Source organism: Streptomyces sp. NBC_01429 (assembly GCF_036231945.1).
Taxonomy (GTDB): Bacteria; Actinomycetota; Actinomycetes; order Streptomycetales; family Streptomycetaceae; genus Streptomyces.
The window spans coordinates 7294363-7320530 of record NZ_CP109599.1; the positions used below are offsets into that span (position 1 = coordinate 7294363).

The 26168-nt window shown below is 72.4% G+C and carries 24 protein-coding genes; 11 read left to right on the plus strand and 13 right to left on the minus strand.

The annotated features are described in order from the left end of the window. Window positions 1–13 precede the first annotated feature (13 nt). A complete protein-coding gene (locus OG627_RS32140; protein WP_329071159.1) occupies window positions 14–469 on the minus strand; it encodes a tellurite resistance TerB family protein in 456 nt (151 codons plus the stop codon). A 188-nt stretch (window positions 470–657) separates the two neighbouring features. Between OG627_RS32140 and OG627_RS32145 the strand changes: the two genes are divergently transcribed. Continuing rightward, window positions 658–1362, plus strand: a complete 705-nt coding sequence (locus tag OG627_RS32145; RefSeq protein ID WP_329071161.1) for a dienelactone hydrolase family protein — start codon at window positions 658–660, stop codon at window positions 1360–1362. Window positions 1363–1419: 57 nt separating this feature from the next. Here OG627_RS32145 and OG627_RS32150 read toward each other — a convergent pair whose 3' ends face one another. Both OG627_RS32150 and OG627_RS32155 read right to left on the minus strand, forming a co-directional pair. Beyond that, window positions 1420–1596, minus strand: a complete 177-nt coding sequence (locus OG627_RS32150; protein WP_329071163.1) for a hypothetical protein — start codon at window positions 1594–1596, stop codon at window positions 1420–1422. A gap of 122 nt (window positions 1597–1718) precedes the next feature. Beyond that, window positions 1719–2615: a UbiA family prenyltransferase gene (locus OG627_RS32155; RefSeq protein WP_443073576.1), complete on the minus strand. Its 897-nt coding sequence runs from the start codon at window positions 2613–2615 to the stop codon at window positions 1719–1721. Window positions 2616–2795: 180 nt separating this feature from the next. On the opposite strand from OG627_RS32155, the gene OG627_RS32160 reads away from it, so the two are divergent. The 3 genes from OG627_RS32160 to OG627_RS32170 are packed head-to-tail and all read left to right on the plus strand — an operon-like array spanning window position 2796 to window position 5516. After that, the gene (locus OG627_RS32160) at window positions 2796–3866 is read left to right on the plus strand and encodes a type III polyketide synthase (RefSeq protein WP_329071167.1); all 1071 of its coding nucleotides are present in this window, start codon (window positions 2796–2798) and stop codon (window positions 3864–3866) included. A gap of 45 nt (window positions 3867–3911) precedes the next feature. Next, window positions 3912–4463 (plus strand): isoprenylcysteine carboxyl methyltransferase family protein, encoded by a 552-nt coding sequence (locus tag OG627_RS32165; RefSeq protein WP_329071169.1) that lies wholly within the window; start codon window positions 3912–3914, stop codon window positions 4461–4463. Between the two features lie 9 nt (window positions 4464–4472). Then, window positions 4473–5516: an NAD(P)/FAD-dependent oxidoreductase gene (locus OG627_RS32170; RefSeq protein WP_329071171.1), complete on the plus strand. Its 1044-nt coding sequence runs from the start codon at window positions 4473–4475 to the stop codon at window positions 5514–5516. Window positions 5517–5574: 58 nt separating this feature from the next. Here the strand turns inward: OG627_RS32170 and OG627_RS32175 are convergent, their stop codons facing one another. Continuing rightward, window positions 5575–6828 (minus strand): DUF4032 domain-containing protein, encoded by a 1254-nt coding sequence (locus OG627_RS32175; protein WP_329071172.1) that lies wholly within the window; start codon window positions 6826–6828, stop codon window positions 5575–5577. A gap of 242 nt (window positions 6829–7070) precedes the next feature. Here OG627_RS32175 and OG627_RS32180 point away from each other — a divergent pair, with 242 nt between their 5' ends. Both OG627_RS32180 and OG627_RS32185 read left to right on the plus strand, forming a co-directional pair. Then, window positions 7071–8552 carry an MFS transporter gene (locus OG627_RS32180; protein WP_329071174.1) on the plus strand — a complete coding sequence of 494 codons (1482 nt, stop codon included), beginning with the start codon at window positions 7071–7073 and terminating at the stop codon, window positions 8550–8552. Continuing rightward, window positions 8549–9133, plus strand: a complete 585-nt coding sequence (locus OG627_RS32185; RefSeq protein ID WP_329071176.1) for a TetR/AcrR family transcriptional regulator — start codon at window positions 8549–8551, stop codon at window positions 9131–9133. Before OG627_RS32180 ends, OG627_RS32185 begins: the two co-directional genes overlap by 4 nt. On the opposite strand, the gene OG627_RS32190 is transcribed toward OG627_RS32185, so the two are convergent. Further along, complete coding sequence (locus OG627_RS32190; RefSeq protein ID WP_329071178.1) at window positions 9123–10865, minus strand: TIGR03767 family metallophosphoesterase; 1743 nt, start codon at window positions 10863–10865, stop codon at window positions 9123–9125. The genes OG627_RS32185 and OG627_RS32190 overlap by 11 nt on opposite strands. 1106 nt (window positions 10866–11971) lie before the next feature. On the opposite strand from OG627_RS32190, the gene OG627_RS32195 reads away from it, so the two are divergent. Together OG627_RS32195 and OG627_RS32200 are read left to right on the plus strand one after the other, a co-directional pair. Next, window positions 11972–12979 (plus strand): hypothetical protein, encoded by a 1008-nt coding sequence (locus OG627_RS32195; RefSeq protein ID WP_329071179.1) that lies wholly within the window; start codon window positions 11972–11974, stop codon window positions 12977–12979. Window positions 12980–13162: 183 nt separating this feature from the next. Further along, window positions 13163–14701, plus strand: coding sequence for an amino acid permease (locus OG627_RS32200; protein ID WP_329071181.1), 1539 nt, complete (start codon window positions 13163–13165; stop codon window positions 14699–14701). Between the two features lie 74 nt (window positions 14702–14775). On the opposite strand, the gene OG627_RS32205 is transcribed toward OG627_RS32200, so the two are convergent. The 4 genes from OG627_RS32205 to OG627_RS32220 form a co-directional block, all read right to left on the minus strand. After that, window positions 14776–15555, minus strand: coding sequence for a glycoside hydrolase family 75 protein (locus OG627_RS32205; protein WP_329071183.1), 780 nt, complete (start codon window positions 15553–15555; stop codon window positions 14776–14778). A 202-nt stretch (window positions 15556–15757) separates the two neighbouring features. Beyond that, window positions 15758–16252: an NUDIX domain-containing protein gene (locus OG627_RS32210; protein WP_329071184.1), complete on the minus strand. Its 495-nt coding sequence runs from the start codon at window positions 16250–16252 to the stop codon at window positions 15758–15760. Between the two features lie 198 nt (window positions 16253–16450). After that, on the minus strand, window positions 16451–17380 hold the full coding sequence (locus tag OG627_RS32215) for an oxidoreductase (RefSeq protein ID WP_329071185.1): 930 nt from the start codon (window positions 17378–17380) through the stop codon (window positions 16451–16453). Between the two features lie 104 nt (window positions 17381–17484). Next, entirely contained in the window at window positions 17485–19674 is a 2190-nt protein-coding gene (locus OG627_RS32220; protein ID WP_329071187.1) for a discoidin domain-containing protein, read from the minus strand. A 400-nt stretch (window positions 19675–20074) separates the two neighbouring features. Between OG627_RS32220 and OG627_RS32225 the strand changes: the two genes are divergently transcribed. Then, window positions 20075–20554, plus strand: coding sequence for an ATP-binding protein (locus OG627_RS32225; protein ID WP_329071190.1), 480 nt, complete (start codon window positions 20075–20077; stop codon window positions 20552–20554). Between the two features lie 60 nt (window positions 20555–20614). On the opposite strand, the gene OG627_RS32230 is transcribed toward OG627_RS32225, so the two are convergent. Next, window positions 20615–21556, minus strand: a complete 942-nt coding sequence (locus OG627_RS32230) for an aldo/keto reductase (protein ID WP_329071192.1) — start codon at window positions 21554–21556, stop codon at window positions 20615–20617. Between the two features lie 84 nt (window positions 21557–21640). On the opposite strand from OG627_RS32230, the gene OG627_RS32235 reads away from it, so the two are divergent. Next, a complete protein-coding gene (locus OG627_RS32235; protein WP_329071194.1) occupies window positions 21641–22348 on the plus strand; it encodes a TetR/AcrR family transcriptional regulator in 708 nt (235 codons plus the stop codon). Window positions 22349–22391: 43 nt separating this feature from the next. On the opposite strand, the gene OG627_RS32240 is transcribed toward OG627_RS32235, so the two are convergent. The 3 genes from OG627_RS32240 to OG627_RS32250 all read right to left on the minus strand — a co-directional run bounded on the left by OG627_RS32240 (window position 22392) and on the right by OG627_RS32250 (window position 25182). Next, complete coding sequence (locus OG627_RS32240; protein WP_329071196.1) at window positions 22392–23276, minus strand: ABC transporter substrate-binding protein; 885 nt, start codon at window positions 23274–23276, stop codon at window positions 22392–22394. Between the two features lie 137 nt (window positions 23277–23413). Continuing rightward, window positions 23414–24073: a response regulator transcription factor gene (locus OG627_RS32245; RefSeq protein ID WP_329071198.1), complete on the minus strand. Its 660-nt coding sequence runs from the start codon at window positions 24071–24073 to the stop codon at window positions 23414–23416. Beyond that, window positions 24070–25182 carry a HAMP domain-containing sensor histidine kinase gene (locus OG627_RS32250; RefSeq protein WP_329071200.1) on the minus strand — a complete coding sequence of 371 codons (1113 nt, stop codon included), beginning with the start codon at window positions 25180–25182 and terminating at the stop codon, window positions 24070–24072. The genes OG627_RS32245 and OG627_RS32250 overlap by 4 nt, the downstream gene beginning before the upstream one ends. Window positions 25183–25553: 371 nt before the next feature. Between OG627_RS32250 and OG627_RS32255 the strand changes: the two genes are divergently transcribed. Next, entirely contained in the window at window positions 25554–25850 is a 297-nt protein-coding gene (locus tag OG627_RS32255; RefSeq protein WP_329071202.1) for a DUF3040 domain-containing protein, read from the plus strand. Window positions 25851–26168: the final 318 nt, after the last annotated feature.

Sequence of the window (26168 nt, forward strand, 5' to 3'; positions counted from 1 at the left end):
GTCAGCCGTCGAATCAGAGGTCGAACTCGTGCGGCGGCAGGTCCAGCGCGTAGCACGCCTCGCGGACCACGGCCTGTTCGGTCTTGTCGAAGTCGCCGTCGGCGCCACCGATGACGATGCCGATCTGGATGACGGCCCGCGCCTCCGCCGGCTTCTTCTTCGCCTTGGCGACCTCCTGGAGCAGACCGACCTTCCCGAACGCGAAATCGGCGGCCAGCTTGTTCAGACAGTCGTCGAAGCGCCGCTGGAGGTCCTCCGCCGGGAAGTTCTGCAACACCTCATTGTTGGCGATGAGCGCGGCGACCCGCTGCCGCTCCGACGGGTCGACCGAACCGTCCGCCGCGGCGACCAGGGCGCACATCGCCATGCTCGCGTCGCGGAAGGCACCGCTCTTGAGGTCGTTCTTCTTCGCCACGAGCTGCGTCTGCATCGTCGCGGCGGATTCCTTGAACCGGTCCCACAGGGCCATTCCGTCATCTCTCCTCTGGTGTCACACGAACCAACCGGCTCAACGCGCAGGACCGCCGCCGCGTGCCCGTACCGGAGAGTTCGGCGCGATCCGGCGGGTGACCTGCGACACCCGGAGGGGCGCGCGCCGTCCGCACGCCCGCTTCCGTACGATCCTGACGTCACCCGTCAACAGCTGGGAGCACCCCCATGTCCACCGAGCCGAACCTCCAGAACGTCTCCTTCCCGAGCGCCGGGACCACCGCGTACGGCTATCTCGCCGTACCCCCGGCCGGACACGGCCCCGGTGTCATCGTCATCCAGGAGTGGTGGGGACTGACCTCCCACATCAAGGACGTCGCCGACCGCCTCGCCCAGGCCGGCTTCGTCGCGCTGGCCCCCGATCTCTACGGGGGCGAGGTCGCGCACGACGCCGACGAGGCGCTGCGCATGATGCTCGAACTGCCCACCGCGCGCGGGGTGGAGCTGCTCGAAGGCGCCGTCGGCTATCTGCTCGCCCGGCCGGAGACCGACGGCGACACCGTCGGGACCGTCGGCTTCTGCATGGGCGGCGGATTCGTCCTCAGCCTCGCCGCCGAGGACCAGCGGGTCTCCGCCGCCGTCCCGTTCTACGGCGTCAACAAGGACGGCGTACCCGACTTCGGCCGCCTCAAGGCGGAGATCCTCGGCCACTACGGTGAGCAGGACGAGACCGTGCCGCTCGCCGCCCTCGAAGAGCTCCGGACCACGATCCAGGACCAGTCGGGCATCGTCCCCGTCTTCCACGTCTACCCGGGCGCGGGCCACGCCTTCTTCAACGACGGGCGCCCCGAGGCGTACCACGCGCGATCCGCCGGCGCGGCCTGGGAGCGCACCCTCGCCTTCCTGCGCGACCGGCTGGCCACCACCGCCTGAGCGCGGGGCTTCCGGCGCGGGTACGGACGGGCCGGGCGGCCACGCCGCCGCGCGGGGTCAGCGCCGCCGGCCGCGCGCCGCCCAGCCCGCCCCGACACCCGCCACATGGAGGGCGAGCAGGGCCAGCCCGAGGAGCGAGAGACTGGTGGGCGCGAAGACGGCGTCCACCGAGGTGTTGGTGGCGTTGATGAGGAACGCGACGCCGAAGAGTACTGCTGCTGCGAAGCCCAACATGGTTCCACTCCCGAGGATTCGACGGCCGGTCGCCGCTGAGCGCGGTGTCCGTGCCCGTAGCCTGCCGAGTGCCCCCGGACGCCTCGATCAGTCGTTCACACCGGTACGGAGACGGCCGCGCCTCAGCCGGACCCGGTGCCCCGCCACAGCAGCAGCGCCACATCCACACCGGCGACCACGACCGCCGCGAGGAACGGCAGCCTCGGCCGGTGACGCCCCATCAGCGACCCGCCGGTCGCCGCGGCCAGCGCGAGTCCCACGGCGGCGGCGCCGAGCGGGCCCGGCCGGCCGAGCGCGAGCAGGAGCGTGGCCGCCACCAGCGGGACCGGAAGCAGCAGCCGGACGGCGGCCGGCCCCAGGCGCTGCGGCCAGCCGCGTACCCCCAGGGCCAGATCGGACTCGATGTCCGGCAGTACGTTCCCCAGATGCGCGCCCACTCCCAGCAGCGCGGCGGCGCTGACGATCCACCAGGACGCCCGGGGCTGCCCCGGCAGACCGAGCGAGACGAAGGCGGGCAGGGACGCGAAGCCGACGGCGTACGGCAGCCAGGACAGGACGGTCCGCTTGAGCCGCAGGTTGTACGCCCACGCCGCCGCCACGCCCACCAGATGCACCACGCCGGCGAGCACCCCGTACCCGAGGGACAGCGGCACGCAGAGCGCCAGCGCGACCAGGGCGGCGGTCCGCACGGTCCGCGCCTCCACGGCGCCGCCCACCACGGGCTTGGCGCCGCGTCCCGCGGCCCTGTCGCGCGCCGCGTCCACGGCGTCGTTGCTCCAGCCGATGGACAACTGCCCGGCCAGCACGGCGGTGGTGGCCAGGACACAGCCGTACGCGTCCTGCCCGGCCGCCACGGCGAGCCCGGCGACCAGCAGGGTCACCGCGACCGTGGGCCCCGGATGGCAGGCCGCCGCCAGAGCCGCGGCCCGGCGCGGCCACCGGACGTGGCGGGCCCGGGGCGGCGCGCCGGGGACCCGCGGGGGATCCGCCGTGGTGCCCGGCTGCTCGTAAGCGTCCACGCGCTCATCGTAGGCGCGGCCCGGAACGGTGCCTCCGGGTCGCGCCCGTCCGGGTGCGTGTCCCGGCCACGGACCGGCCGTACGCCCACCGCCGAGGGCCGTCCAGGCGACTTCGCGTGTGGCGCGGTGGTGCGCGGGCAGGAATGGCACACGTCAGTCGCCCCCGACCCCGGACCGCAGATGACCCGCATCGCAGCCGTCCACGGAGCCCTGGCTCCCCACCGGTACAGCCAACACGAGATCACGGACATGGTCGCCAGGACGTGTCTGCCCGAGGGCGCCGACCGCCGGGTCCTCGACCGGCTGCACGGCAGCGCGCGCGTGACGACCCGTCATACGGCCCTGCCGCTCGACCGGTACGCCGGTCTCAAGGACTTCGGCGCGGTCAACGACGCCTTCATCGCGGCGGCCCTGCCACTGGGCGCCGAGGCCGTCACCGGCGCGCTGGACGCGGCGGGGCTCTCACCCCGCGACATCGACTTCCTGATGTTCACCTCGGTGACGGGCATCGCCGCCCCCTCCGTGGACGCCCGGCTCGTGGGCCGGCTCGGACTGCGGCCCGACGTCAGAAGGGTGCCGGTCTTCGGCCTCGGGTGTGTCGCGGGGGCGGCCGGAATCGCCCGGCTGCACGACTACCTGCTGGGGCGGCCCGACGACGTCGCCGTGCTGCTCTCGGTCGAGCTGTGCTCGCTCACCTTCCAGCGCGACGACCTCTCACCGGCCAACCTCGTCGCCACCGCCCTCTTCGGCGACGGCGCCGCCGCCGTCGTGGCCTGCGGCGCCCGCCGCCGGGCACCGGCCGACGGCACGTACGCGGGGCCCGTCGTCGTCGACACCCGCAGCCATCTCTACCCGGACACCGAACAGGTGATGGGGTGGGACATCACCGGCTCCGGCTTCCGCATCGTCCTGGACGCGAGCGTTCCCGACCTCGTACGCAAGAACCTCGGCGCGGACGTGGACGGTCTCCTCGCCGACCACGGACTCACCCGCGGGGACATCACCGCCTGGGTCTGCCATCCCGGCGGCCCCAAGGTCCTGGAAGCGGTCGAGGAGGTGCTCGACCTGCCCGCCGGAGCCCTCGACGTCACCTGGCGCTCGCTGGCGGCGGTGGGGAACCTGTCGTCCTCCTCCGTCCTGCACGTCCTGCGCGACACACTCGCCGAGCGACGGCCACCCCCGGGGAGCGCCGGTCTGCTGCTCGCCATGGGGCCCGGCTTCTGCTCGGAACTCGTGCTGCTCCGCTGGTAGCGGCGCGGCCGGTCAGCCCATCGGTCACAGAGCCAGGGGAGAGAGATGATCTGGTACACCGCGCTGGTCCTGGCGGTCGGCGCCGAGCGCGTCGCCGAACTCGTCGTGGCCCGGCGCAACGAGCGCTGGAGCAGGGAGCGCGGCGCCGTCGAGTACGGCCGGGGGCACTATCCGCCCATGGTCGCCCTGCACACCACGCTGCTGCTGGGCTGCCTTGCCGAAGTGCGGCTGGCCGACCGGCCGTTCGACCCGCCGGTCGGCTGGACCATGCTCGCCGTCGTCCTGGCCGCGCAGGCGCTGCGCTGGTGGTGCGTCCGTACGCTGGGACCGCGCTGGAACACCAAGGTGCTGGTCGTCCCCGGTCTGCCGCTGGTGACGGGCGGCCCCTACCGGCTGCTGCGGCACCCCAACTACGTCGCCGTGGCGGCCGAGGGCGTGGCGCTGCCGCTGGTGCACGGCGCCTGGGTCACCGCGCTGGTGTTCACGCTCCTCAACGCGGCCCTGCTGGCCGTCCGGCTGCGCTGCGAGAACGGCGCGCTCGGCACGGCGGCCCCGGGCCCCGCCGGGCCACCCCTGCCGGGCGCGGACCGGGCCTAGGCGCCCGGCGTGATCGATCTGCTGGTGGTGGGCGGCGGGCCCGCCGGACTCGCCACAGCGGTGCACGCGGCGCTGGCCGGGCTGGAGACGGTGGTGATCGAACCGCGCGCCACGCCGGTGGACAAGGCGTGCGGCGAGGGCGTGATGCCCAGCGGCGTAAGCGCCCTGCGCGCGCTCGGGCTCGACCTCCCCGCCGGCCGCGAGCTGCGCGGCATCCGCTACGTCAGCGGGCCCCATCGGGCACAGGCGCCGTTCGACAACGGCACGGGGCTCGGCGTGCGCCGCACCGAGCTGCACGCGGCGCTGGCGCGGCGGGCCGAGGAGGCCGGGGTGCGGACGGTGACCGGCCGGGCCGGCGCGGTCGAGCAGAGCGCCGACTCGGTCACCGCGGGCGGGCTGCGGGCGCGCTGGCTGGTGGCGGCGGACGGCCTGCACTCACCGGTACGGCGCGGACTCGGTCTTGAGCTGCCCGAGCGGGGGCCCCGGCGCTACGGCCAGCGGCGCCACTACCGGGTGCGGCCGTGGACGGACTTCGTGGAGGTGCACTGGGCGCGGGGAGACGACGGCCCCGGGGGCGGTGTGGCCGGTGAGGCGTATGTGACGCCGGTGGGCGACGATCTGGTGGGGGTGGCCGTCCTGAGCACGGTCAGGCGCGGCTACGACGACCATCTCGCCCACTTCCCCGAGCTGCTGGCCCGGCTGGACGGCGAGCCGGCGACGGCGGTACGGGGCGCCGGGCCGCTGCGCCGCCGAGTACGTCGCAGAACGGCGGGGCGGGTGCTCCTGGTGGGCGACGCGGCGGGCTACGTCGACGCCCTCACCGGCGAGGGCGTCGCGCTCGCGCTGGCCTCGGCCGAGGCGGCCGTACGGTGTCTGCGCGCGGGCAGACCGCAGGAGTACGAGGCCCGGTGGCGCGCCCTCTCGCGGCGCCACCGGCTGCTGACGCAGGCGCTGGTGCGGATCGGCGGGCACCGCGCGGGCGCGCGGCTGATCGTCCCGGCGGCGGCCCGGATGCCCGCGGTCTTCGCGGCAGCCGTACGCGCCCTCCAGTGACAGCGCCCTCCACTGACAGCGCCCTCCGCCGACCGGAACGAACAGCGCGCGCGGCCGGTCAGGGGGACAGGTCCGCCGGGTCCGTCCCCCGCGGCTTCATCGCGCCGACCGTGTGCGGCAGTACGTTCACGAGATAGTCCGCGATCGTCGCCTCCATGCCCACGTCGCGCCCCGCGGCCTCCGACAGGTACCAGCGGTGCTCCAGCACCTCGTGGTAGATCTGCGCCGTGTCCATCTCGCCGCGCAGCTCCAGCGGCACGGCCCGTACGGTCGGCCGGAACACGTCGCGCACCCAGCGGTGCGCCAGCACCTCGGGCCTGGCCCCCAGCGGATCGCCCGGCGCGTAGTCGTCCTCACCGGCCATCCAGCTCTCCAGGTCGTTGAGCAGCCGCCTGGCCTGGTTCTCCTCGGCGTCCAGACCGGTCAGCCGCAGCAGCTGGCGCTGGTGGTGGCCCGCGTCCACCACCTTCGGCAGGAACGTGACGGTGTCTCCCTGAGGTGAGCGCTTGATCTGCATCTCCGCCACGTCGAAGCCCAGGTCGTTGAGGCGCCGGATCCGCCGGTCGATGTAGTGCCGCTTGCCCACCGGGTACACCGACTCGCGCGTCACCTCGTGCCAGAGGTCCTCGTAGCGCTTGACGATCGCCGCGCCGAAGGGCACCGGGTCGACGGAGGGGTGCAGCGCGCCCGACGCCTCCAGGTCCATCAGCTCCCCGGCGATGTTCACCCGGGCCAGCTCGATGTCGTAGTCGCGCTGGCCCCGGCTCAGGTTCTGCTGGATCTGGCCCGTCTCGGCATCGACCAGATAGGCGGCGTACGCCCCGGCGTCCCGGCGGAACAGGACGTTGGACAGCGAGCAGTCGCCCCAGGCGAATCCGGTGAGATGCAGCCGTACCAGCAGCACGGCCAGCGCGTCCATGAGCCGCTTGACGGTGCTGGGACGCATCGTCGACTCGAACATGGCGCGGTAGGGCAGCGAACCCTTGAGATGGCGGGTGATCAGCGCCGGTTCCAGCGGTTCGCCGTCGGGACCGAGCCGCCCGGTCACCACCGCGACCGGGTCGACGGCGGGGATGCCCAGCCGGTGCAGATCGCGCAGCAGCCCGAACTCGCGCACCGCGCCCCGCTCCGAGATCTCCTTGACCGCCACCACCTCGGGTCCGGCCGAGGCGAAGCGGACGACATGGCGCGAGATGCCGCGCGGCAGCGCGACGAGGCACTCCTCGGGCCACTGGTCGAGCGGGGTGTTCCAGGGCAGGTCCAGGAGTACGGCGGGCTGCTCGGGATTGGTCGCGCTGATCTGGAGCGCCATCGTGCCTCCCACGGCGGTCGTCGGGCGGGGCTGGACGCGGGGCCGCCGAGGACACAGTGTGCCGGGTCGCCCGGACCGGGGCGGTACCAGGTGACGGCCGGGACCGGGGTGAACGCCTGTGCACCCCTCCATACCCTCGGGGGTGCACAGCCGTTTACCCTGGGGTGAACGTGTGTGCACCCCAGGGCCGCACCCGTGCCGCGCGTCCCGACGTCCGCCGCTTCCAGACCGTACGGAGAGAGATGCCCGAAGCGATATCCGAGCCCGCCGCCGGTGACACGGCCCCCGGGCCGGCCCCGCACCCCCGCCGTCTGGTCGCCGTGCTCGCGTTCTGCGGGGTGGTCGTGGCGGTCATGCAGACGCTGGTCGTACCGCTGCTGCCGCATGTCCCCGCCCTCACCGGCGCCAGCCCGACCGGCGCGAGCTGGCTGGTCACCGTCACCCTCCTCACCGGCGCCATCTGCACCCCCGTACTCGGCCGGGTCGGGGACATGTACGGCAAGCGCAGAGTGCTGCTCGCCTCCCTCGGGGTGCTCGTCGCCGGGTCCGTCCTGTGCGCGGTCAGCTCCCAGATCGGCGTGCTGATCACGGGCCGCGCGCTCCAGGGCGCGGCCCTCGCCGTCGTCCCGCTCGGCATCAGCATCATGCGCGACGAGCTGGCGCCCGAACGCGTCCTGCCGTCCGTCGCCCTGATGAGTTCGACGCTGGGGATCGGCGCGGCCGTCGGGCTGCCCGTCGCCGCGCTGGTCGTCGAGCACTACGACTGGCACACGATGTTCTGGGCCTCGGCCGGGCTCGGACTCCTCGACATCGTGCTGGTGCTGCTCTGCGTACCGGAGTCGCCGCCGCGCTCGCGCGGCCGGTTCGACGCCGTGGGCGCGCTCGGCCTGTCGGCGGCGCTGGTCAGCCTGCTGCTGGCGGTCACCCAGGGCGGGCAGTGGGGGTGGACCTCGCCCCGTACCCTCGGACTGCTCGTGCTCGCCGTGGTGATCGGACTGCTCTGGGGCCGGTACGAACTGCGGGTCACCTCCCCGATGGTCGACCTGCGGGTGTCCGCGCGTCCCGCCGTCCTGCTGAGCAACCTCGCCGCCCTGCTGATCGGCTTCGCCTTCTACGCCAACTCCCTGTCCACCGCGCAGATGGTCCAGGAGCCGACGAGCACCGGCTACGGCCTGGGCGCGTCCATCGTCGTCAGCGGGCTGTGCCTGCTGCCCGGCGGGCTGACGATGGTCGCGCTGTCACCGGTGTCGGCCAGGATCTCCGCCGCGTACGGACCCAAGACCACCCTCGCGCTCGCCTCCTCGATCCTCGCCGTCGGCTACGTGGTGCGCTTCTTCACCAGCCATCAGCTGTGGACCATCGTCCTCGGCGCCACCGTCGTCGCCGCCGGCACCGCCGTCGCCTACTCCGCGCTGCCCGCGCTCGTGATGCGCGCGGTGCCGGTGAGCGAGACGGGCGCGGCCAACGGCCTCAACACCCTGATGCGCTCGGTCGGGCAGGCGTTCTGCAGCGCCGCCGTCGCCGCCGTACTCGCCAACGTCACCTTCGAGGCGGGCGGCCGCACCGCCCCCACCCTCCACGCGTATCTGCTGGTCTTCCTCATGGCGGGCGGCGCCGCGCTCCTCGCGCTGGCCGTCACGCTGTGTCTGCCGCGGCAGCGGCCCGCCGCCACGGGTAGCGTCGGGCGTGACCACAGGACATCGCTCGTTCAGGAGGGTGCGTGAAGGCGCGGGAAACAGAGCCGACGGCCGCCGGGGCCGCCACCGGCGACGCGGAGACCGGCCGCGCCGCGATCCTGCGCGCCGCGCGGCGCGCCTTCGCGTTCCGGCCGTACGCCGAGGTGACCCTGCGGGGCATCGCCGCGGACGCCGGGGTGAGCGCCTCGCTGATCGTGAAGCACTTCGCCACCAAGGAGCGGCTGTTCAACAGCGTCGCCGACTTCGGCCCGGCGGCCGACCAGCTGTTCGCCGTAGCGCCGGACGCGCTCGGCCGCCACCTGGTGCTGACCGTGGTGCGCAGCCGCCGCGAGCAGCAGGGCGATCCGCTGCTGCGGGTCGTCTTCTCGCTGGGCAACGACGACGAGCGCACCCTCCTGCGGGAACGCTTCGAGCAGCAGATCACCGCACGGCTCACCGCGCTCCTCACCGGCCGTGACCGCGCGTTGCGCGCCGAGCTGATCGTCGGTCAGCTTCTGGGGCTGGGCGCCACACTGAGTCTGCACCGGGCGGGCGCCACCGCGCTGGCCACCCCGGAGCGGCTCGCCGATCTCTACGCCCCCGCGCTCCAGCGCCTGGTCACCGGCTGAGCAGCAGCTCGGCGTTGCGGTCCACCGGCTTGCCCGCGGGGGCGGTGGTGGAGCCGGGAGCGTTGTGGGACAGCTCCCGGTAGAGCGCCGCGAGACCGGTCTGCGAGAGATCGGCGAAGTCGGTGCGGTGCGGCGCCGCCGACTCGATCAGTGTGGTGAACAGGGACAGGGTGCCGTCCTTGTTGTCGGCGATCTCGATGACCCGGGCGAGCTGCGGGAAGTCGATGTGCGACGCGGTGGAGATCTCCCAGAAACCACCGTGCGGGAGGATCGAGTTGCGGTGACTGTGTCCGTTGACCCAGGCCAGCACCTGAGGGCTGCGGCGCAGCAGCGCCACCACCTCGTCGCCGTTGTGCCGGGCCTCGCCGGGGCGGGCCGGGTCGGGGTGGGTGTTGGTCATCGTCCAGCTGTTGTGATGGCTGAAGACGACGACGTATCCGTCCCGGTGCTCCTTGAGCGTCCGCTTCAGCCAGTTCAGCTGCGTGGTGTCGAGCGAGCCGGTGTAGTGGCCGCCCCGGTCGGTGGTGTCCAGGCTGATGCCGGTGACGTTCTCGCCCATGGGGAACGTGTAGTAGAGCGTGTCGCTGCCGAGGTGGGCCGCCGTATAGCCGTGGCCCACGGGCCCCGCGCCCGCGCGCGCCGGATCGAGGTGGGCGCGCAGATAGTCGTGCGGGGTGAACGGCGCCCGGTGCGGATCGGGGGTGACCGAGCGCATCAGCCGCTTGGAGCGGCGCAGCAGCTCGATCAGGTGCGCGCCGCCGGGGTCGCCGCCCTTCGAGAGAAGCCTCAGCATCTCCTTGGCCTCGGCGTCGGGGATCCCGTACAGCTTCTTCGAACCGACGGCGAACTCCGCGAGGAAACCGGTCCGGTCGGCCATGGCGCCGCTGGCCAGACCGTCGTGGTTGCCGACGGTCGAGTACCACGGGATGCGCAGCCCCGGGCTGTTCACCGCCCTGACCGCGGCGGCGAGATAGCCGTCCACGCGCGGATAGCCGAGCCGCTTGTCGGTGTCGCGCAGGGCGTCCTCCGGGTGCCAGAACAACCGCTCCGCCGAGTTCTGCACCCCCTCGTAGCTCCGCCGGTCACCCGTGTTGGGGACGACGCGTCCGCCGCTCATCACCGTCAGGAACCAGTCGAGTTCCGCACGCGAGTTGTTGTCGGTGTTGTCACCGGTCGTCACGGCGAAGGACAGTGGAGCCCCGGTCGCCGGCCCCTCCCGCAGGGCGTTGATCTGCTCGATCAGCGCCACCGCCCCCGGCACGGTGAGAGCCTCCTGCGGCCGCCACCCGGAGAGCTGCTGCGAGCGCAGGTACTCGGTGCGCACCGGGTGCTGGACGTCCACCAGATGCAGATCGGTGAGCTGTACGAAGGAGCTGAGCACGGTACGCCGGCCGGCGCGCCCGGCCCGGGGGGCCGCGAGCTGCTCCCGTACGACCCGGCGCCAGCCGGGACCGTCGTCCAGCCGCCGGAAGGCCACCGAGGTGTCACGCGGCGCGGCGACCGACTCCAGCGTCGTACGGGCGGGGCCGGTACGGATGGGTGCGGCGGAGGCGCCGGTACGGGGCGCCGGGACGGCGGGCGCCGCGGTCGCCCCGGGCGCGGCGGCGGCCTCGCCGGAACCACCGCCCGCGCCGAGCGCCAGTCCGATTCCCGCCGAGACGCCGACCGCCCCGGTCGCGGTGAGGAAGGAGCGGCGGTCGACGGCGGTGACTGCGGAGCGTATGCGTGTCATGGTGCGGTCTCCCGGGTTCCGGCACATCAGCGACGACACCGGAGGGACGGCCCCTCCTGGCTGCCCTTCGATGGTCGGCACCCGGCGTGGCCTGCGTGTGAACGACGTTCCAACGGTCCGCGCCCATCTCCGCACAGGGATCACCGAGGACGGGCAGCCGTCGCCCGCCCCACGGCCCCCGGCCTTGAGCCGGTCACCCACCGTTCACCGTCGCGGGAAGGCGGGCGCGCGCGGGACGGCCCACCTGCCCGGAAACTCGCATGCCTTCGACAGGCATACGTCGTGCGGTAGGGGGCACACGCCTCTTCGAGCCAAGCTCACGGCCTTCCCCCCGCTGGCCGCATGAGCTCTCCTGGCCCCACCGGCGCACCCCCTCGTCGGTGGGGCCACCCCCCTTTCCCGCTCCAGTCGGTGTTGCCTCTTGTTCCCGCCCGCCCTCCGCCACCCGGTTGCCCTTGGCATACGTCGATGTGTGCGTCCGCAACGAGACGTGCCGGACAGTGGTTTCGCCGCCCCGGAACAGGGCTGTGTGCGCTGCGTACTTGCCAGATCCCAGTTAGGTCACATTCCGCGCGCCCGGCGCGCCTCTCTGGTCAACCGGTCGCCGTACGGTCCGTTGATCGGGCGACAGAGACGGGTGGTTTGGGGCGACTTGACCCGGCTCTCGGGAAATCTGTGCGTCATACCCACCGGTCGGTGAGCAACCCCCCATGATCAACAGAGAGTTGCCAAAGATCAGCAAAGTGTTCGAGCCACGTGATCGGCGCCCTACACTGATCGCCGCAGCGTGAGGATGCCTTCGATCAGACTCCTCCGCCTGCGGGCATGGCAGGTCCATGTCCTTGCCACCACGCCGGACCGCACCACCCCCCACGTCACTAGAGGATCTATGACGATCACCACTTCATCCGGGCGCGTCCTCGGTCGTGCCCGGCCACGCAAGGCTCGCGCACTGTCCGGGCCCGGGGGGCACCGGAGCTCCGGACCACCGGACCACGGGAGCACGCTGCCCGTACGCGTCCCGGGGCCACCGGAGGCGGGGGACCGGTGCTAGGCGTCCGGTCGCGCACCCGGTCCTGGGCGCGCGTGCGAAAGGAGCGGAACTGATGGCGAGCGACAACTTCCGCCCCGTCTACCACCCGGCGGGTCACGACAACGACCTGCGCGCCGCCGTGCAGGAGTTGCGCACCGGCCGCTGGGTCGCGATGCGCGACCTGCTGGACCGGACGCCGGACTGGACGCTGTGGACCCAGCGCACCCAGGTACTGGCCGCCGTCGCCGCCGGTTCCGACACCGTGCAGACCTGGCTGGCCGAGGAGCCGCGCAGCGTCGCGGCGACCGTGATGCAGACCCGGGTCAGCGTGGAGCGCGCCATCCGGGCCCACCGCGAGGGGCACCCACGGACCCAGGAGCTGTGGCAGCAGGCGTGGGAGGCGTGCGGCACCGCGGCGCGCCGCGCCCCGGCCGACCCGGTGCCCTGGGTCTGTCTGCTGGCGCTGTCCCAGCTCGACGCCCGGCAGCGGCTGGAGGAACACCGGCTGCCGCCGCCGGGGCCGATGCTGTTCCCCGGCCCCTGGGCGCTGCTCGCCGAGGCCGACAAACGCGATCCGTACAACCGCGAGGCGTACCACCGCATGCTCCAGTTCGTGTACGCGCGGCGTGCCGACGGATCGCTGTCGGAAGCCGTCAACTTCGTCCAGTGGGCGGCCTCCTCGGCGCCCGAGGGCTCCGCGCTGCACGTCCTGCCCCTCTTCGTAAGAGTGGAGCGCTACCGCCGCGAGAACGGCCACGAGAAGGCCCTCGACCTGCACTGGGTCACGGAGGACGCCACCAGGGACGCCCTGCGCGCCCTCAACCTCTGGTTCGACCACGCGGTCCTGGCCGAGGCGTCGCTCCTCGACCTCAACCATCTCGCGCACGCCCTCTGGGGCTCGCTGCAATTCGACGAGGGCGCCCGGGTCTTCGAAGCGCTGGGCCCGTACTACGCCGTCCTGCCGTGGGCGTACCGTACGAGAAACCAGGGCGACGGGGGCCAGGCCGAGGAGGTCTTCCTCCGTGCCCGCGGCCGCTGTCTCGCGGCGGCCCGCGACGCGCGGGGCGGGCCGTCCGGCTGAGCCGAGCCCGTCGCGACGCGGTGACGCGACGACGTGGTGAACTCCGCCGCTCTCCACGTCCCCGGAGTCCGGTACGCCTCGCGCGTCACGCGGGTCCCGTGTCCGCCGTTCGTCCGCACGTTCCGTGTTCCCTCCCGTCTCATCCCCGTCCCCCACCTGTATTTCCGCACCGGAGGTATTTCCATGTCCGCGTCCCCTCCGACCTGGTCGAAGGCCGAGCCGTCCGCACCGGCGCCACAGATGGACGAAGAGCAGCGGTTGCGCGAGCTGGGCTATCAGCCCGTCCTCGCCCGCCGGATGGGCGGCTTCGGCAATTTCGCCATCAGCTTCTCCGTCATCTCCGTCCTCTCCGGCTGCATGACGCTGTACGGATTCGGCATGGGCACCGGTGGTCCCGCGGTGATGCTCTGGGGCTGGGCGGGCGTCGGCCTGTTCGTGCTCTGCGTCGGCATGGCGCTGGCTGAGGTCACCAGCGCGTATCCCACCTCCGGAGCGCTCTACTACATGGCGGACCGGCTGGGCGGCCGCAAGTGGGGCTGGTACACCGGCTGGCTCAATCTGCTGGGCCTGCTGGGGGCGATAGCCGGTATCGACTACGGCGCCGCGCTCTTCACCGGGGCCTTCCTGAACCTCCAGTTCGGCTTCAGCCCGAGCCCCGGCTCGACGTTCGTCATCTTCCTCTGCATCCTGCTGCTGCACGCCGTACTGAACCTCTTCGGCGTCAGGCTCGTCAGTGTGCTCAACTCGATCAGTGTCTGGTGGCACCTCATCGGTGTCGCGGTCATCGTCGGCGCCCTGGCGATCGTCCCCGACCAGCACCAGTCGGCCTCGTACGTCTTCACCGAGTTCGTCAACGACACCGGCTGGCAGAACCCGCTCTACGTGGCCGCCATCGGTCTGCTGCTCGCGCAGTACACCTTCTGCGGGTACGACGCCTCGGCGCACCTCTCCGAGGAGACCTCGAACGCGTCCGTCACGGCCGCGCGCGGGATCGTCCGCGCCATCTGGGTCTCCTGGATAGCCGGCTTCGCGCTGCTCGCCGGGCTCACCTTCGCGATCCAGGACTACGCGGGCGCCCAGAACAGCGCCACCGGCGTGCCGCCCGCCCAGATCCTGATCGACGCGCTCGGCACCAGCGGCGCCACGGCGCTGCTGCTGCTCGTGATCGTCGCCCAGCTGTTCTGCGGCAACGCGGAGGTCGCCGCGGCCAGCCGGATGGTGTTCGCCTTCAGCCGCGACAACGCCCTGCCCGCCTCGGCGGTGTGGCGGCGCGTCAGCGGCCGTACCCAGACCCCGGTGCCCGCCGTCTGGCTCTCGGTGATCGTGGCCGGTCTGCTCGCCGTGCCGTCGCTCTACTCCGAGACCGCGTACGGCGCGGTGACGGCCATCAACGTCATCGGCATCACCCCCGCCTACGCCATTCCGATCTTCCTGAAGCTGCGCGCCAAGGGCCGCTTCGAGCCCGGCCCGTGGAGCCTGGGCCGCTGGAGCAAGCCCATCGGGTGGATCGCCGTGGTCTGGGTGGCGGTGGTGACGGTGCTCTTCTGCCTGCCGCAGTCGAATCCGGTGAACGTCGACACCATGAACTACGCCGTGATCGCTCTGGCCGTGGTGCTGATCCTCGCGACCGTGTGGTGGTACGTGGCCCGCGGTTCGTACAGCACGCCGCAGGCGTACGGCAACGCCCGCGAGCAGTCGGAGATCTCCGAGGGCATCGTCTGATCCGCGCCGCGCGGCGGTGCGGCTGCGGGGGCCGGTCCCAGGACCGGCCCCCGCAGCCGTCGGTGGGTCCTGGCTCAGTTCTCCCTGACGAACTTCCGCGCCATCTCGTCCCCGAGCCGGACGGTGGCGTCGTGATCCTCCAGGACCGGGACCTTGGCGTCCTTGAAGACGATGTACGTCACGCCCGAGGGGACGCCACCGCCGGCCGGGTCCGCGGTGATCCCCAGCGCGCGGGCCGTGGCGTACGACGCCTCCCCGATGATGCCGGGCGGCCCCACGTCGCCGACGACGGCGTACTCGACCTTGTTGCCGTGGATGACCGCCGCGACGGAGCCGCCCCTGATGCCCGACGAGCGGTAGTTCCAGATCCCGCTCGGGGTCGGCACGACGATGTAGGGGAGTTTCTCCGCGTTCAGCGGCCGGCCGTCGGACTGCGTGTAGGCCGTCGAGTTCTGGAAGTACGGATCGGCGTCGAGGTTGCACCGCTCGGTGATCTCGCCGTCGCAGTCGACGTCCATGTCCGCCTTGAAGAACACGGCGCCCTTGGCGTCGCAGACGGGGATGTCGGCCGGAGTGTCGTCGCGTGCGCGGTAGAGGCCCTTGGAGATCTGGTCGCACTCACCGGCCCTGGCCAGCAGGGCCGCCGCGCTGACGGTGCCGTCCGGGGTGATCCCGCCGGGGCGGACGGCGTGTTTCCGGGCGGGCGGTCCCGGCGCCCCCTGCCGTGGGGGTGGCTCGGTGGTGGGCGAGGCCGGGGTGGGTACGGCCAGGGCGGGCAGCACGGTGACGGGAATGATCGCCGCCGCCAGCAGCGCGGTACCGACGGCGATGGAGGCTTGGGTGCGAGGGTGCACGAAGAAGATCCCTTTCCGGTGTGGGACGGGACGGGAGAGACGGAAGTGACGAACGGGGCCGGGCGGGCCCCCGCGGCTCCCGAAGGGACACGCCCCCGGGACGGGGAGCGGGTGGGAGCACGGGCGGCGACGCGATCCACCGGACCGGGCCCGGCGACGGGGGCCGGTCGCCGCCACGGGGCGGGTACGGCTGGGAAGGGCGCTAGCTTCCGGGCGGCGGCGTGCGGCGGCCGGCGGCTATGAACCCGTCCAGCCGTTCCAGGAACACGCGCTGACCCGCCACCAGCGGCAGCACCGCGTCCTTCGCCGGGAACCAGGCGACGCGGTCCAGCTCGGGGAACTCGCGCAGGACGCCCGATCCCCTCGGCCACTCCATGGTGAAGACGCCGGGCACGACCCGGTCGGGATCGACATCCCCTTCTACGGCCCAGACGGTGACGGTCTTGCCGCCGCGCTGCCGGGACTCGCCGAGCGCGGTCCAGGGCCCCTCGGGCGGCTCAAGACCCAGTTCCTCCCGGAACTCCCGGCGCGCGGCGGCCTCCGGCGTCTCCCCCGGCTCGTACTCGCCCTTGGGGACGGACCAGGCAGCGGTGGTCCGGCCGGACCAGAACGGTCCGCCCATATGGCCGAGAAGCACCTCGAAGCCCAGGTCCCCGACCCGGTACACGAGAAGTCCCGCGCTGCGTTTGCCCGACATGCCGTCAGTCTGTGCACGGGCAAACCGCGTCGCCATTCGAACGCCGCCGCGGAACGCCGCTCACGGCTCACCGCCGGTCCGGCGTGGCGCAGACACGGAGCGGGCACCGACGGGGTAGGACGCGTCGGACAGTCCGGGCAGCGCCACCGGGCCGATCGTATGAACGGTTGCGCCGTACGGGGGCGGTGAGGCCGGGCGTCAGCCGAAGTCGGGGGTCACACCGGTCAGCCGGGCGGACTCCTCCCACAACGCTCCGGCGGTCCGCGCGTCGCGCGCGCGTGCGGAGCGCCGGGCGAGGCCGGGGGCGCCCCGTACCTCAAGGGGGCGGCGCGGCCCGTAGTACTCCCCGCCCCGCGCCGCCGGGTCGGTGGCCGCGCGCAGGACGGGCAGGGCGCCCGCCGAAGCCGTCTGGGTGAAGAGGCGGGTGAGCCGCTCCAGTCTGGCGGCCCAGGTCCTGCCCGCCATGAGAGGCCCCGCCTGGCCGAGTTCGGTCGCGGAGAGCCCGGGATGGGCCGCCAGCGCCCGTATGTCGCGGCCGGAGTGGCGCGCCCTGCGCTCCAGCTCGTCCGTGAACAGCAGATTCGCGAGCTTGGCCTGACCGTACGCGGGCCACTTGCGGTAGCCGCGTTCGCCCTGGAGATCGCCGAAGTCGATCCGGCCCATCCGGTGGGCGAGCGAGGAGACCGTGACGACCCGGGACGGCGCGGACGCGCCCAGCACCGGCAGGAGCAGCCCGGTCAGCGCGAAGTGCCCGAGGTGGTCGATGCCGAACTGCGACTCGAAGCCGTCGGCCGTCAGCCGCAGCGGCAGCGCCATCACCCCGGCGTTGTTGACCAGCAGATCGAGCTGTCCGTCCACGGTCCGCGCCAGCGTGTCGGCGGCGGTACGCACGGAGGCCAGATCGGCGAGGTCGAGCGGGACGAGGCGGACCTCGGCGCCCGGCACCGCCGCCCGTACCCGCTTCATCGCCCGCTCACCGCGCTCCGGGCTCCGGCAGGCCAGCACCGTCAGCGCCCCCGCGCGGGCCAGCGCGAGCGTGGTCGCCGCGCCGATTCCGCTGTTGGCTCCGGTGACCACGGCGGTGGTGCCGGTCAGGTCGGGGATGTCGTCCGTGCTCCAGGCGCGCATGACCCATTCATAGACCATGCGCACCGCGCGGCAACAGACCACGCACACCGCACGACGGAGCCCGGCCTCTCACGGAGGCCGGGCTCACGCGGTTCTCGGCGCTGCTACGGGAAGGAGGTCACCGTCGACGGGATCGTCGAGGACCCGGAGGTCGGCGAGCCGGTGCTGTTGATCACGTGGTTGTACTGGCCCATGCCGCCCAGGGACACGACCAGCAGGTTGTGGAACCGCACCCCCGCCTTGACCGGTGCCTGGAAGCCGTGGTCCTGGCGGATGTTCGTGTCGGAGGTGTAGTTGCAGTAGCTGCCCAGGGCCCAGCCCTCGTGGTCGTTGACGGAGTCAGCGACCTTGTAGGCCGCGTATCCCTTGATGGAGCCGTTCTGGATGGCGGCCTGGTTCGGCGCGTCGTACGCCTTCTCGTTCTGGAAGAAGATCGTCCGTCCTCTCTCGCCGTTCCACTCGACGTCGTACTTGTTGAAGTGCTCGACGAACAGCCCGGTGGCCAGCACGTCGTCACCGTTGACCCGCAGGCCGTAGTCGGCGCGGTTGGTCTCCCAGCCGACGCCGGATCCGTGGTCGGCGCGCCAGATCCAGGTGTGGTCGATGATGGTGTCGTCGCTGTTGATCACGATGCTGGTGGTGGCCTTGCCGGGGCCCGCGCCGCCGATCCTGACGAAGACGTCCTGGACCGTGGTCGGGTTGGCGGAGTGGTCCGCCGCCGAGCCCTCGGGGCCGACCTCCAGCAGCGTGGGGGAGTTCACCGGACCGGCGTCGATGAGGAAGCCGGCCAGCTTCACCCCGTCCACGTCGGCGACCTTCATCGCGGTGACCCCGTTGTCCGGCACGATCGTGGCGAGGCCGAGCCCCAGCACGACGGTGTCGGCACGGTTCACATTGATCGACTGGTCGATGTGGTAGACGCCCGGGGTGAAGAGGAGATGGAGCCCCTGGGCGAGCGCCGCGTTGATGGTCGCCGCGGTCGCTCCCGGCTTGACCACGTAGAACCGGTCGAGCGGCAGGGACTGGCCCTGCGGGGCGCCGTTGCCCCAGGTGGTGCCGCGCGCGTTGGTGCGCTTGGCGGGGACGAACACCTTGTAGTCGGCCCCGTCGAGGTACAGGAAGGGCTTCTCGCGCGAGACGGGAGTGGTCTCCAGCGTGGTGTAGGCCGGGTCGGGGAAGCTCTGCGCCGGGGCGCCCTGGACTCCGGAGAACGCCATGTTCCAGACGGCGTTGGTCCAGCCGCCCACCGAGCTGTCGCGGGTGTACCACTGCTGCTGCGAGTAGGGCCCGACCGTACCGTCGATCTTGCTGTCGGCGATGTACCCGCCGCTGGCCCAGCCGTAGCCGTCGGGCGCCAGATTGAGTCCGCCCTTGACGTGCATACGGCGGAAGGGCGCGGCCTGCGCGACCGCCCAGCGGTTGGTGCCGTTGACGGGGTTGAGGGCGAGGTTCTCGGCGGAGCGCCAGAAGTTCTGGGTGGCGTTGCCGTTGAACCAGCCCGCGTCCACGGTCACATCACCGTTGATGGTGGTGTCGTCGGGTGAGAGTCCGAGACCGGAGATGGAGGTGTAGAAGCCGAGTTGGGCGTTGAGATTGTTGTACGTGCCCGGCTTGAACAGCAGTTGGTAGCGGCCGGAGCCGAACTGGGCCGTCTCCTGCTGCTGGAAGATCCGGTCCAGCGTGCCCTGGATGTTGGGCGTCGACGGGTCGAAGACCAGCACGTTGGGCCCGAGGTCGCCGCCGCCCTGGATCGGGCCCCCGCCGCCCTGGCCTTCGCCGTACACCTGGAACTCCCAGAGGGAGTAGCCGTACTGCGTGGCGCGTGCGGTGCCGTACATCCGTACGTAGCGGGCGTTGCCCGAGACGTTCAGGGTCTCGGTGCCGCCGGGGCCCGTGGTGGTGGAGTAGGCGGTCGTCCAGGTGGTGCCGTTGGTGGAGAACTCGATCCGGTAGGCCGTGGCGTACGCGGTCTCCCAGCGCAGCACGACCTGGCTGACCGCGACGGTGGAGCCGAGGTCGACCTGGATCCACTGCGGGTCGGCCGCCGCACTCGACCAGCGGGTCCCGTTGTCACCGTCGACCGCGGCGGACGCGGGAGTGCCTCCGTTCTCCTGGCTGGAAGCGGTCACCGGCTTCCCCTGGGAGATCAGGGCGGGAGCCGCCTGGGCGGGGGTCCGGGGGATGAGGAGGAGGAGCGAGGCGATCAGAGTGGCGGCGATGGCGGCGGCCAGCCCTCGTCCATAGGCCGGTGCTGGTCTGCGGAGCACCGGCGAAAGGGGCGGAGGAGCGTGCATGGGCAGGTCTCCTGATTCGTCGGACAGACGGGCGGGTGGGGAGGGGGACAAGAGGGCGGGAGAGCGCTCTCTCGGTGGGGGAGATGCTTCTCCCGTGTTTCGTACACGTCAAGAGTTGTGCACGAGACGGCCCTGCCCGTTCGGCTGGGAACAAGAAATCACGGCCGGGACGCGATGGATGCGGGTATTTGTTCCGTGTCTCGGACGGACGTCGTTTCAGGATCTGATGGCGGTCGCGGGGCGCGGGAGCGGCCTCGGCGGAACCTCCACGCACGGGAGGTGATTGCCGATCACACAACCCGGGCACCAGAAGGCAGAGAACGGACGGGCCATCGCACAAGGGCCCCGGCGGCCATATCCGCCCGGGCCCGGCCGGTCCCCGACGGAGGGAGTGATCTCCATGCGTGCGCACGGATATGTACTGCGGCGCGCGGTACGCGCCTCGTACATCCTGCCGCCCTCGGAGACATCCGCCCGCTGGGCACGGCATCTGACGGCCGCTTACCTCACCCGGGGCTGCGGCCAGCGGGTCTCCGCCGATCAGGTGGACGACGCGCGGCTCGTGGTCTCCGAGCTGGTCACCAACGCCACCCGGCACGGCCGCGGCAACTGCCGGCTGCGGCTGAGCGTGGACCACGGGCGGGTGACGGTCGAGGTCCACGACCACAGCCCCGTCCCGCCCCGGCTGCGTACGACGGGCGCGGCCGTCCGGGACGCAACCGTCCGGGACGCGGCCGACGGGGTGGGCGAGAGCGGCGACGTGGGCGGACTGCGGGAGGACGGACGGGGCATCGCCATGGTCCGTGAGCTGTCCCGCCGCTTCTCGGTGCTCGGGTCGCCCGGCGGCGGCAAGACCGTCCAGGCCGTTCTGGCCTGCTGAGGCGGGGCGGCCGGGCCCGGGCCCGATGTCCGGAAAGTTCAGAGGCGGCTGTAGAGGCGGCTATCCGAGCGCGATGTCTCCCGATCGCGACGGGACGGCATCCAGCGCGGCGAGCGTCGCGTCGTCGAACGTGATCGCACCCGCGGCGACGTTCGCGTCGAGGTGTTCGGCGTTCGCGGTGCCCGGGATGAGGAGGACGTTCGGGGCCTGATGGAGCAGCCAGGCGAGGCCGACCTGCGCGGGCGTGCTGCTCAGGGACCGCGCCGCGGCCACGACGGCCGGCTCGTCGGTCACCTTCGGCAGCCCGGGGAGGCCGCTGCCCAGCGGGAAGTACGGCACCCAGGCGATGTTCTGGGCGACGCAGAGGCTCAGCACGTCCTCGTCGTCGCGCGACACGAGGCTGTAGGCGTTCTGCACGCACGCGATGCCCGCCGGGAGCGCCCGGCTCAGCGTGCCGAGGTCGACGCTGCTCAGTCCGATCGCGCCGATCTTGCCCTCGTCGCGCATCGCGACCATGACCGCGAGCTGGTCGTCGAGACCGACCACCTGGTCACCCTCGGCCCGCAGGCCGGGCCCGGAGTCCGTACGGCGCAGATTGACCAGCGGGATCCGATCGAGCCCCAGGCTCGCGAGGTTGTCCTCGACGCCCGCCCGCAGCTCCTCGGGCCGCTGCGCGAGCCGCAGTGAGTGGACGCCGCCGGGGTCGGGGGTGGCGCCGACCTTGCTGGCGACGAGGACGCCGTCCTCGGGCCGGATCGCCTCGCGGATGAGGCCGTTGACGAAGCCGTCGCCGTAGAAGTGGGCGGTGTCGATGTGGTCGACGCCCAGTTCGACCGCGCGGCGCAGGATCGCGACAGCGGCGGCGCGGTCGAGCCGCGGGCCCAGCTGCATCGCCCCGTAGCCGATGCGCGAGACGGTGCGGCCGGCGAGCCGGCCGGGGCCTGCGGGGCGCGGGGCGCCGGTGGCCGTGGTCTCGTCGGAGGGGGTACCGGTGGGAGGCATGGGAATCCCATCTTCGTGCGACGATAGGGAAAGCGGAGGAGCATCCGTTATGACGACTGTAGCACTACCGGAGGTGCCTCCGTTTTGAGTCCGTCCGAGCCAACTCCATCCGGTTCGCAAGCCGCCCCCGCCCCAGCCGCCGCAGTCGACGCCGGACGTCCGGCGCGTTCCGACGCGCGGCGCAACCGCGAAAAGCTGCTCGCCGCCGCCCGGGCCGCCTTCGTGGCCGCCGAGGGTACGGTCGCGCTCGAAGCCATCGCCCGCGACGCAGGGGTGGGCATCGGCACGCTCTACCGTCACTTCCCCACCCGCGAGGCACTCGTCGAAGCCGTCTACGCGGCCGAACTCGACGACGTCACCGCGTGCGCCCCCGCCCTGCTCGCCGAGTTCCCTCCCGAGGTCGCCCTCCGGGTGTGGGTGGACCGTTACGCGGCGTTCGTCGCGACCAAGCGCGGAATGGTCGACACGCTTCGCGCCGGCTGGGCGTCGGGGACCATGGCGACTCCGACCACGCGGGAACGCGTCACCGCCGTGCTCGCGACGATCCTCGCTGACGGGGCGCGGACGGGGTCGCTCCGCGCGGACGTCGAACCGGAGGACGTCACCGCGATGCTCCTCGGGGTCTTCCTCTCCACGACGGCCAGCGACACTCCGGAGCGGGCCGGCCGGCTCTTCGACCTCGTCATCGACGCACTGCGCCCGACCGGCGGCGGTGAGACCGGCGGCGGTGAGACCGGCGGCGGCGAGACCGGCGGCCGGGGCGGGGCCGACGCCCGGTCGACCGGCGCCTGACGCCGCCCCGGCCGCCGGCCGCCCGGCCGCTCGCGGACGGGTCCTACGCGCCGTCCGCCGTGACCGCCTCCAGGGCGTCGGAGACCGTGTCGAGGAACCGGGCGTGCGCCCGGTGGCTGCTCGGCGCCTCCGGGTTCCACGGGACGATCCGCGCGCGCTCCTCCAGCGCGCGCCAGTGCGCGTTGCCCCGGAGCCGGTCGCGCGGCGCCGCGTTCGCGCGTACGTCGGTGAGCACGAGGTCGGGGGCCAGCTCGGCGGCCTCGGACCATTCGGCCGTACGCCAGTTGGCCCCGCCCTCCGCCGCGGGCTCGATCAGTCCGACCCCCAGCTCGGTCAGGGACCGCAGATCGGGCCAGGTCAGCGGCCGGGCCAGATACGCGGTGTCCGGTCCCGCGGCCGACAGCGCCAGTACCCGGATCCGGCCCGGCCGCTCCGTCAGCGCGCGCAGCCGCTGCTCCGCGCGCTCCAGGTCCGCCTCAGCGGGCCGCAGCGGGGTGCGCAACGAGCGCGCCAGCGCGCTGAACCGGTCCCTGACGCCGTCGAGCGAGCGGTCCTTGCCCACCTCGATGACGGCCACCGGGATCCGCTCCTCCAGATGCTTGGCCGCCTCCGGGTCGATGCCGTACACCTGTCCGCCGCCGTAGCTGACGGCGACCACCAGGTCCGGCTCGGCCGCGTACAGGGCGTCCAGGTCGAGGGCGCTGCCCGCGCCGAAGTGGCGCAGCTCCGCGAGGGGCAGGTCGCCGGCCTTGGCCGGATCCGGGGTGTCTCCGTCATGGTGGGAACCGAAGATCCCCAGTGGACGCAGACCGTGGTCCCACAGCGTCGCGCCCGCCTGTATATAGGCCACCACCCGCGCCGGATGGTGGTCAGCCACGGTCAGATGGCCACGGTCGTCCGTGAACTCCCAACTGGTGCCCGGGTTCATGCCTCGCCTCGTTCCGCTTGTGTTGGTGCGGTGCTGAGCGCGCATCCGTACGTGGGTTCGTACGGGCGCCACCCACTCTCTGCCCAACACGAGGCGCGCGGACCCTTTTTCGCGCGCCGGGAAACGCCCGTCAAACCTCACGGCTCGATGAGGCCGGATCGGATCGCGTAACGGGTCAGTTCCAGCCGGTCCCGCAGGCCCAGCTTCTGGAGGAGATTGGCGCGGTGCCGTTCGACGGTCTTGGCGCTGATCAGCAGCATTCCGGCGATCTCCTTGGACGTGTGCCCCTCGGCGACCAGCTTGAGGATCTCCTCCTCACGTGGCGTGATGGCGTTGTCCGGCACGCTGTCACCCTGCCGAACCTGGTCGAGGTAGTTGCGGATGAGGGCCGTCACCGCCCCGGGGTAGAGGAACGGCTCGTCGCGCATGGCCGCCCGGCACGCCTCCACCAGGTCGCGGTCGGCGACGGACTTCAGGACGTAGCCGCTGGCCCCGGCCTTCAACGCCTCGAAGAAGTACTGCTCGTTGTCGTACATCGTCAGCATCAGGATGCGGGTCTCCGGTTGCAGCCGGGAGAGTTCCCGGGCGGCCTGGAGTCCGGTCAGCCGGGGCATCGCGATATCCAGGATCGCCAGGTCGGGCCGGTCGGCGCGGGCCATCTCGATGGCCTCGGCGCCGTCGCCGGCCTCCCCGATCACCGTCAGGTCCGGCTCGTTGTCGAGGATCAGCCGGACGCCCCGGCGGACCAGCGCGTGATCGTCGGCGAGGAGGATGCGGGTCGGTGTCGTCTCGGTCATGGTCGGTTGTCCCCGTTTCCTGTGCTGTTTCCGTTCGTGTCCCGGCCGAGCGGGCCGGGTCCGCCGAGAGCGGCCGGCCCGTGCGCACGGTGTGATTCCCCGGGTGTGCCGGGGTCCGGGCTGGGGCCGGTGTCGGTGCCGGGGCCTGTGCCGGTGCCCGCGGCGCTGATCGGCACACACAGCCGTACGTCCGTACCGCGTTCGCGCCCCGGACCCCGTTCCACGGAGACGTCGGCGCCGATGAGCAGGGCCCGTTCGCGCATCCCGCGGATGCCCGCGCCCTCCGTCGCCGTACCGATGCCCCGGCCGTCGTCCCTGAGCAGCAGCTCCACGCCCGAGGGCGTGCGCCGGAGCGTCAACTCGACCTGACGCGCGTCGGCGTGCCGTACGACATTGGTCAGCCCCTCCTGGGCCACCCGGTAGACGACCAGCTCCACGTCCTCGCCCAGCGGCGGCAACGCGCTGTCGAAGCCGTGCCGGACCGTCAGCCGGCTGTGCGTGGTGATCTCGTTGGTCAGCGCCTTCAGCGCGCTGATCAGCCCCAGCTCCTCCAGCACCCCGGGGCGCAGCCGCCGGGCGATCCGGCGGATCTCGTCCAGACTGCCCCGCGTGGTCTCCTGCACATGGTGCAGTTCGGCCCTGAGCGGCGCGGGCGCCCGGTCGGCGACGCGCTTGAGTTCGAGCAGGACCGCCGTGAGGGTCTGGCCGATCTCGTCGTGCAACTCCTGGGCGATCCTGCGGCGTTCGGCCTCCTGGGCGGAGAGCGCGAGGCCGCTGCTGGCCGCCCGTTCGGCCTCCAGCCGGTCCAGCATCGTGTTGAACGTCATGATCAGTTCGGCGATCTCGCCGTGTCCCGACACCACGGGACGGCGTCCGGGACGCAGCAGATCGGTGGTGGTCATGGCCCGGGTGAGCCGTTGCAGCGGAGTGAGCCCGATCCGCAGCAGCGCGGCGTTGGCCACCAGCATGGCCACCAGCCCCAGCGACATGATCAGCGCCTCGGTCAGCAGGACGGGGGCGGAGATGGTGACGGGGCCGAGGAGCAGCAGGGCGGTCGCCGCGAACAGCACCGCGGCGTTGAGCAGAAAGATCCGCCAGAACAGGGACACGGGGCACGGCCTCCTCACAGTGGGTGGCCCCCCACTATCGCCCGCCCGGGGCGGCCGTCCCGACAACGGCTCCTCGGGCCCGCCCGCCGCGCCCGCCGCGATGGGGGTCCCACCCCCCTCGTCTACATGTCGGCCACCCCCGTATTTGGGTGCCGGTGCGGATGGTGCCCGGACGCCCCGGCGGGTGATCGTGTAGGGGCGGAGTTACGGGAACAGCGGGGCGGACGGGTGTACGGGAACGCGGTGGGCGGCCGGGATGCGGGCCACGCGACGTACGGCCGGGCGAGCGGGCGAAACAGGGCGGCACGGCACAGGGCGGCACGGGACGGCACCGACGACGGCAGATGGAGACGGGCAGGGGAGGACGGGTCATGACGACCAACGAGGACCAGCGGCTGGGCGACCTGGCCGAGCGGCTGCGCCGGGACGACCCCCGCCTGGCGCACGCCCTGCGGACCGGCACCCCGTGCAGCCCGCGCGAATACCGCCGCGGCACGGCCTGGACCATGCTCGCCGTCGCGCTCGCCGGACTCGCCCTGGGCATCGTCATCGGTCATGGACTGCTGATAGCGGCCGGGCTCGTACTGGCAGGAGCCGCCGCGCACCTCTTCGACCCCGACCGGGACCTGGTCCGGCAGGGCATCGCGCCGCACCCCGACGAGAGATGAGCACCGCTCCGTAGGACGAGCAAGACTTCATACGGGAAATTGACGGTAAGGGCCTCGACACCGAGGCCCTTTTCGTCGTATAGCCGACCAACGCGTACAAATTATTTTACGTTAAAATGGCGTTCGGGTGACCAACGCTGCCTTGAGCGATGGCTTCCCCATTACTCGGATCGCAGAGCTGACAGTCGACTTACGCGGGGGCGGAGGGGCGGTTCCACATGCGCGCACCCCTGCTGTACCGCCGCACCAGGTCGGCCCGTGCCGCGTCGATCCCGTCGAGGGTGCCCTTACCGGTGCTTCACCGCGGCGCATGATGGA

Bases quoted from the DNA above. Each gene is read 5' to 3' on its own strand.
- OG627_RS32140 (WP_329071159.1), bottom strand. From the start codon at position 469: ATGGCCCTGTGGGACCGGTTCAAGGAATCCGCCGCGACGATGCAGACG.
- OG627_RS32145 (WP_329071161.1), top strand. From the start codon at position 658: ATGTCCACCGAGCCGAACCTCCAGAACGTCTCCTTCCCGAGCGCCGGG.
- OG627_RS32150 (WP_329071163.1), bottom strand. From the start codon at position 1,596: ATGTTGGGCTTCGCAGCAGCAGTACTCTTCGGCGTCGCGTTCCTCATC.
- OG627_RS32160 (WP_329071167.1), top strand. From the start codon at position 2,796: ATGACCCGCATCGCAGCCGTCCACGGAGCCCTGGCTCCCCACCGGTAC.
- OG627_RS32165 (WP_329071169.1), top strand. From the start codon at position 3,912: ATGATCTGGTACACCGCGCTGGTCCTGGCGGTCGGCGCCGAGCGCGTC.
- OG627_RS32175 (WP_329071172.1), bottom strand. From the start codon at position 6,828: ATGGCGCTCCAGATCAGCGCGACCAATCCCGAGCAGCCCGCCGTACTC.
- OG627_RS32180 (WP_329071174.1), top strand. From the start codon at position 7,071: ATGCCCGAAGCGATATCCGAGCCCGCCGCCGGTGACACGGCCCCCGGG.
- OG627_RS32190 (WP_329071178.1), bottom strand. From the start codon at position 10,865: ATGACACGCATACGCTCCGCAGTCACCGCCGTCGACCGCCGCTCCTTC.
- OG627_RS32195 (WP_329071179.1), top strand. From the start codon at position 11,972: ATGGCGAGCGACAACTTCCGCCCCGTCTACCACCCGGCGGGTCACGAC.
- OG627_RS32200 (WP_329071181.1), top strand. From the start codon at position 13,163: ATGTCCGCGTCCCCTCCGACCTGGTCGAAGGCCGAGCCGTCCGCACCG.
- OG627_RS32210 (WP_329071184.1), bottom strand. From the start codon at position 16,252: ATGTCGGGCAAACGCAGCGCGGGACTTCTCGTGTACCGGGTCGGGGAC.
- OG627_RS32215 (WP_329071185.1), bottom strand. From the start codon at position 17,380: ATGCGCGCCTGGAGCACGGACGACATCCCCGACCTGACCGGCACCACC.
- OG627_RS32220 (WP_329071187.1), bottom strand. From the start codon at position 19,674: ATGCACGCTCCTCCGCCCCTTTCGCCGGTGCTCCGCAGACCAGCACCG.
- OG627_RS32225 (WP_329071190.1), top strand. From the start codon at position 20,075: ATGCGTGCGCACGGATATGTACTGCGGCGCGCGGTACGCGCCTCGTAC.
- OG627_RS32230 (WP_329071192.1), bottom strand. From the start codon at position 21,556: ATGCCTCCCACCGGTACCCCCTCCGACGAGACCACGGCCACCGGCGCC.
- OG627_RS32240 (WP_329071196.1), bottom strand. From the start codon at position 23,276: ATGAACCCGGGCACCAGTTGGGAGTTCACGGACGACCGTGGCCATCTG.
- OG627_RS32245 (WP_329071198.1), bottom strand. From the start codon at position 24,073: ATGACCGAGACGACACCGACCCGCATCCTCCTCGCCGACGATCACGCG.
- OG627_RS32255 (WP_329071202.1), top strand. From the start codon at position 25,554: ATGACGACCAACGAGGACCAGCGGCTGGGCGACCTGGCCGAGCGGCTG.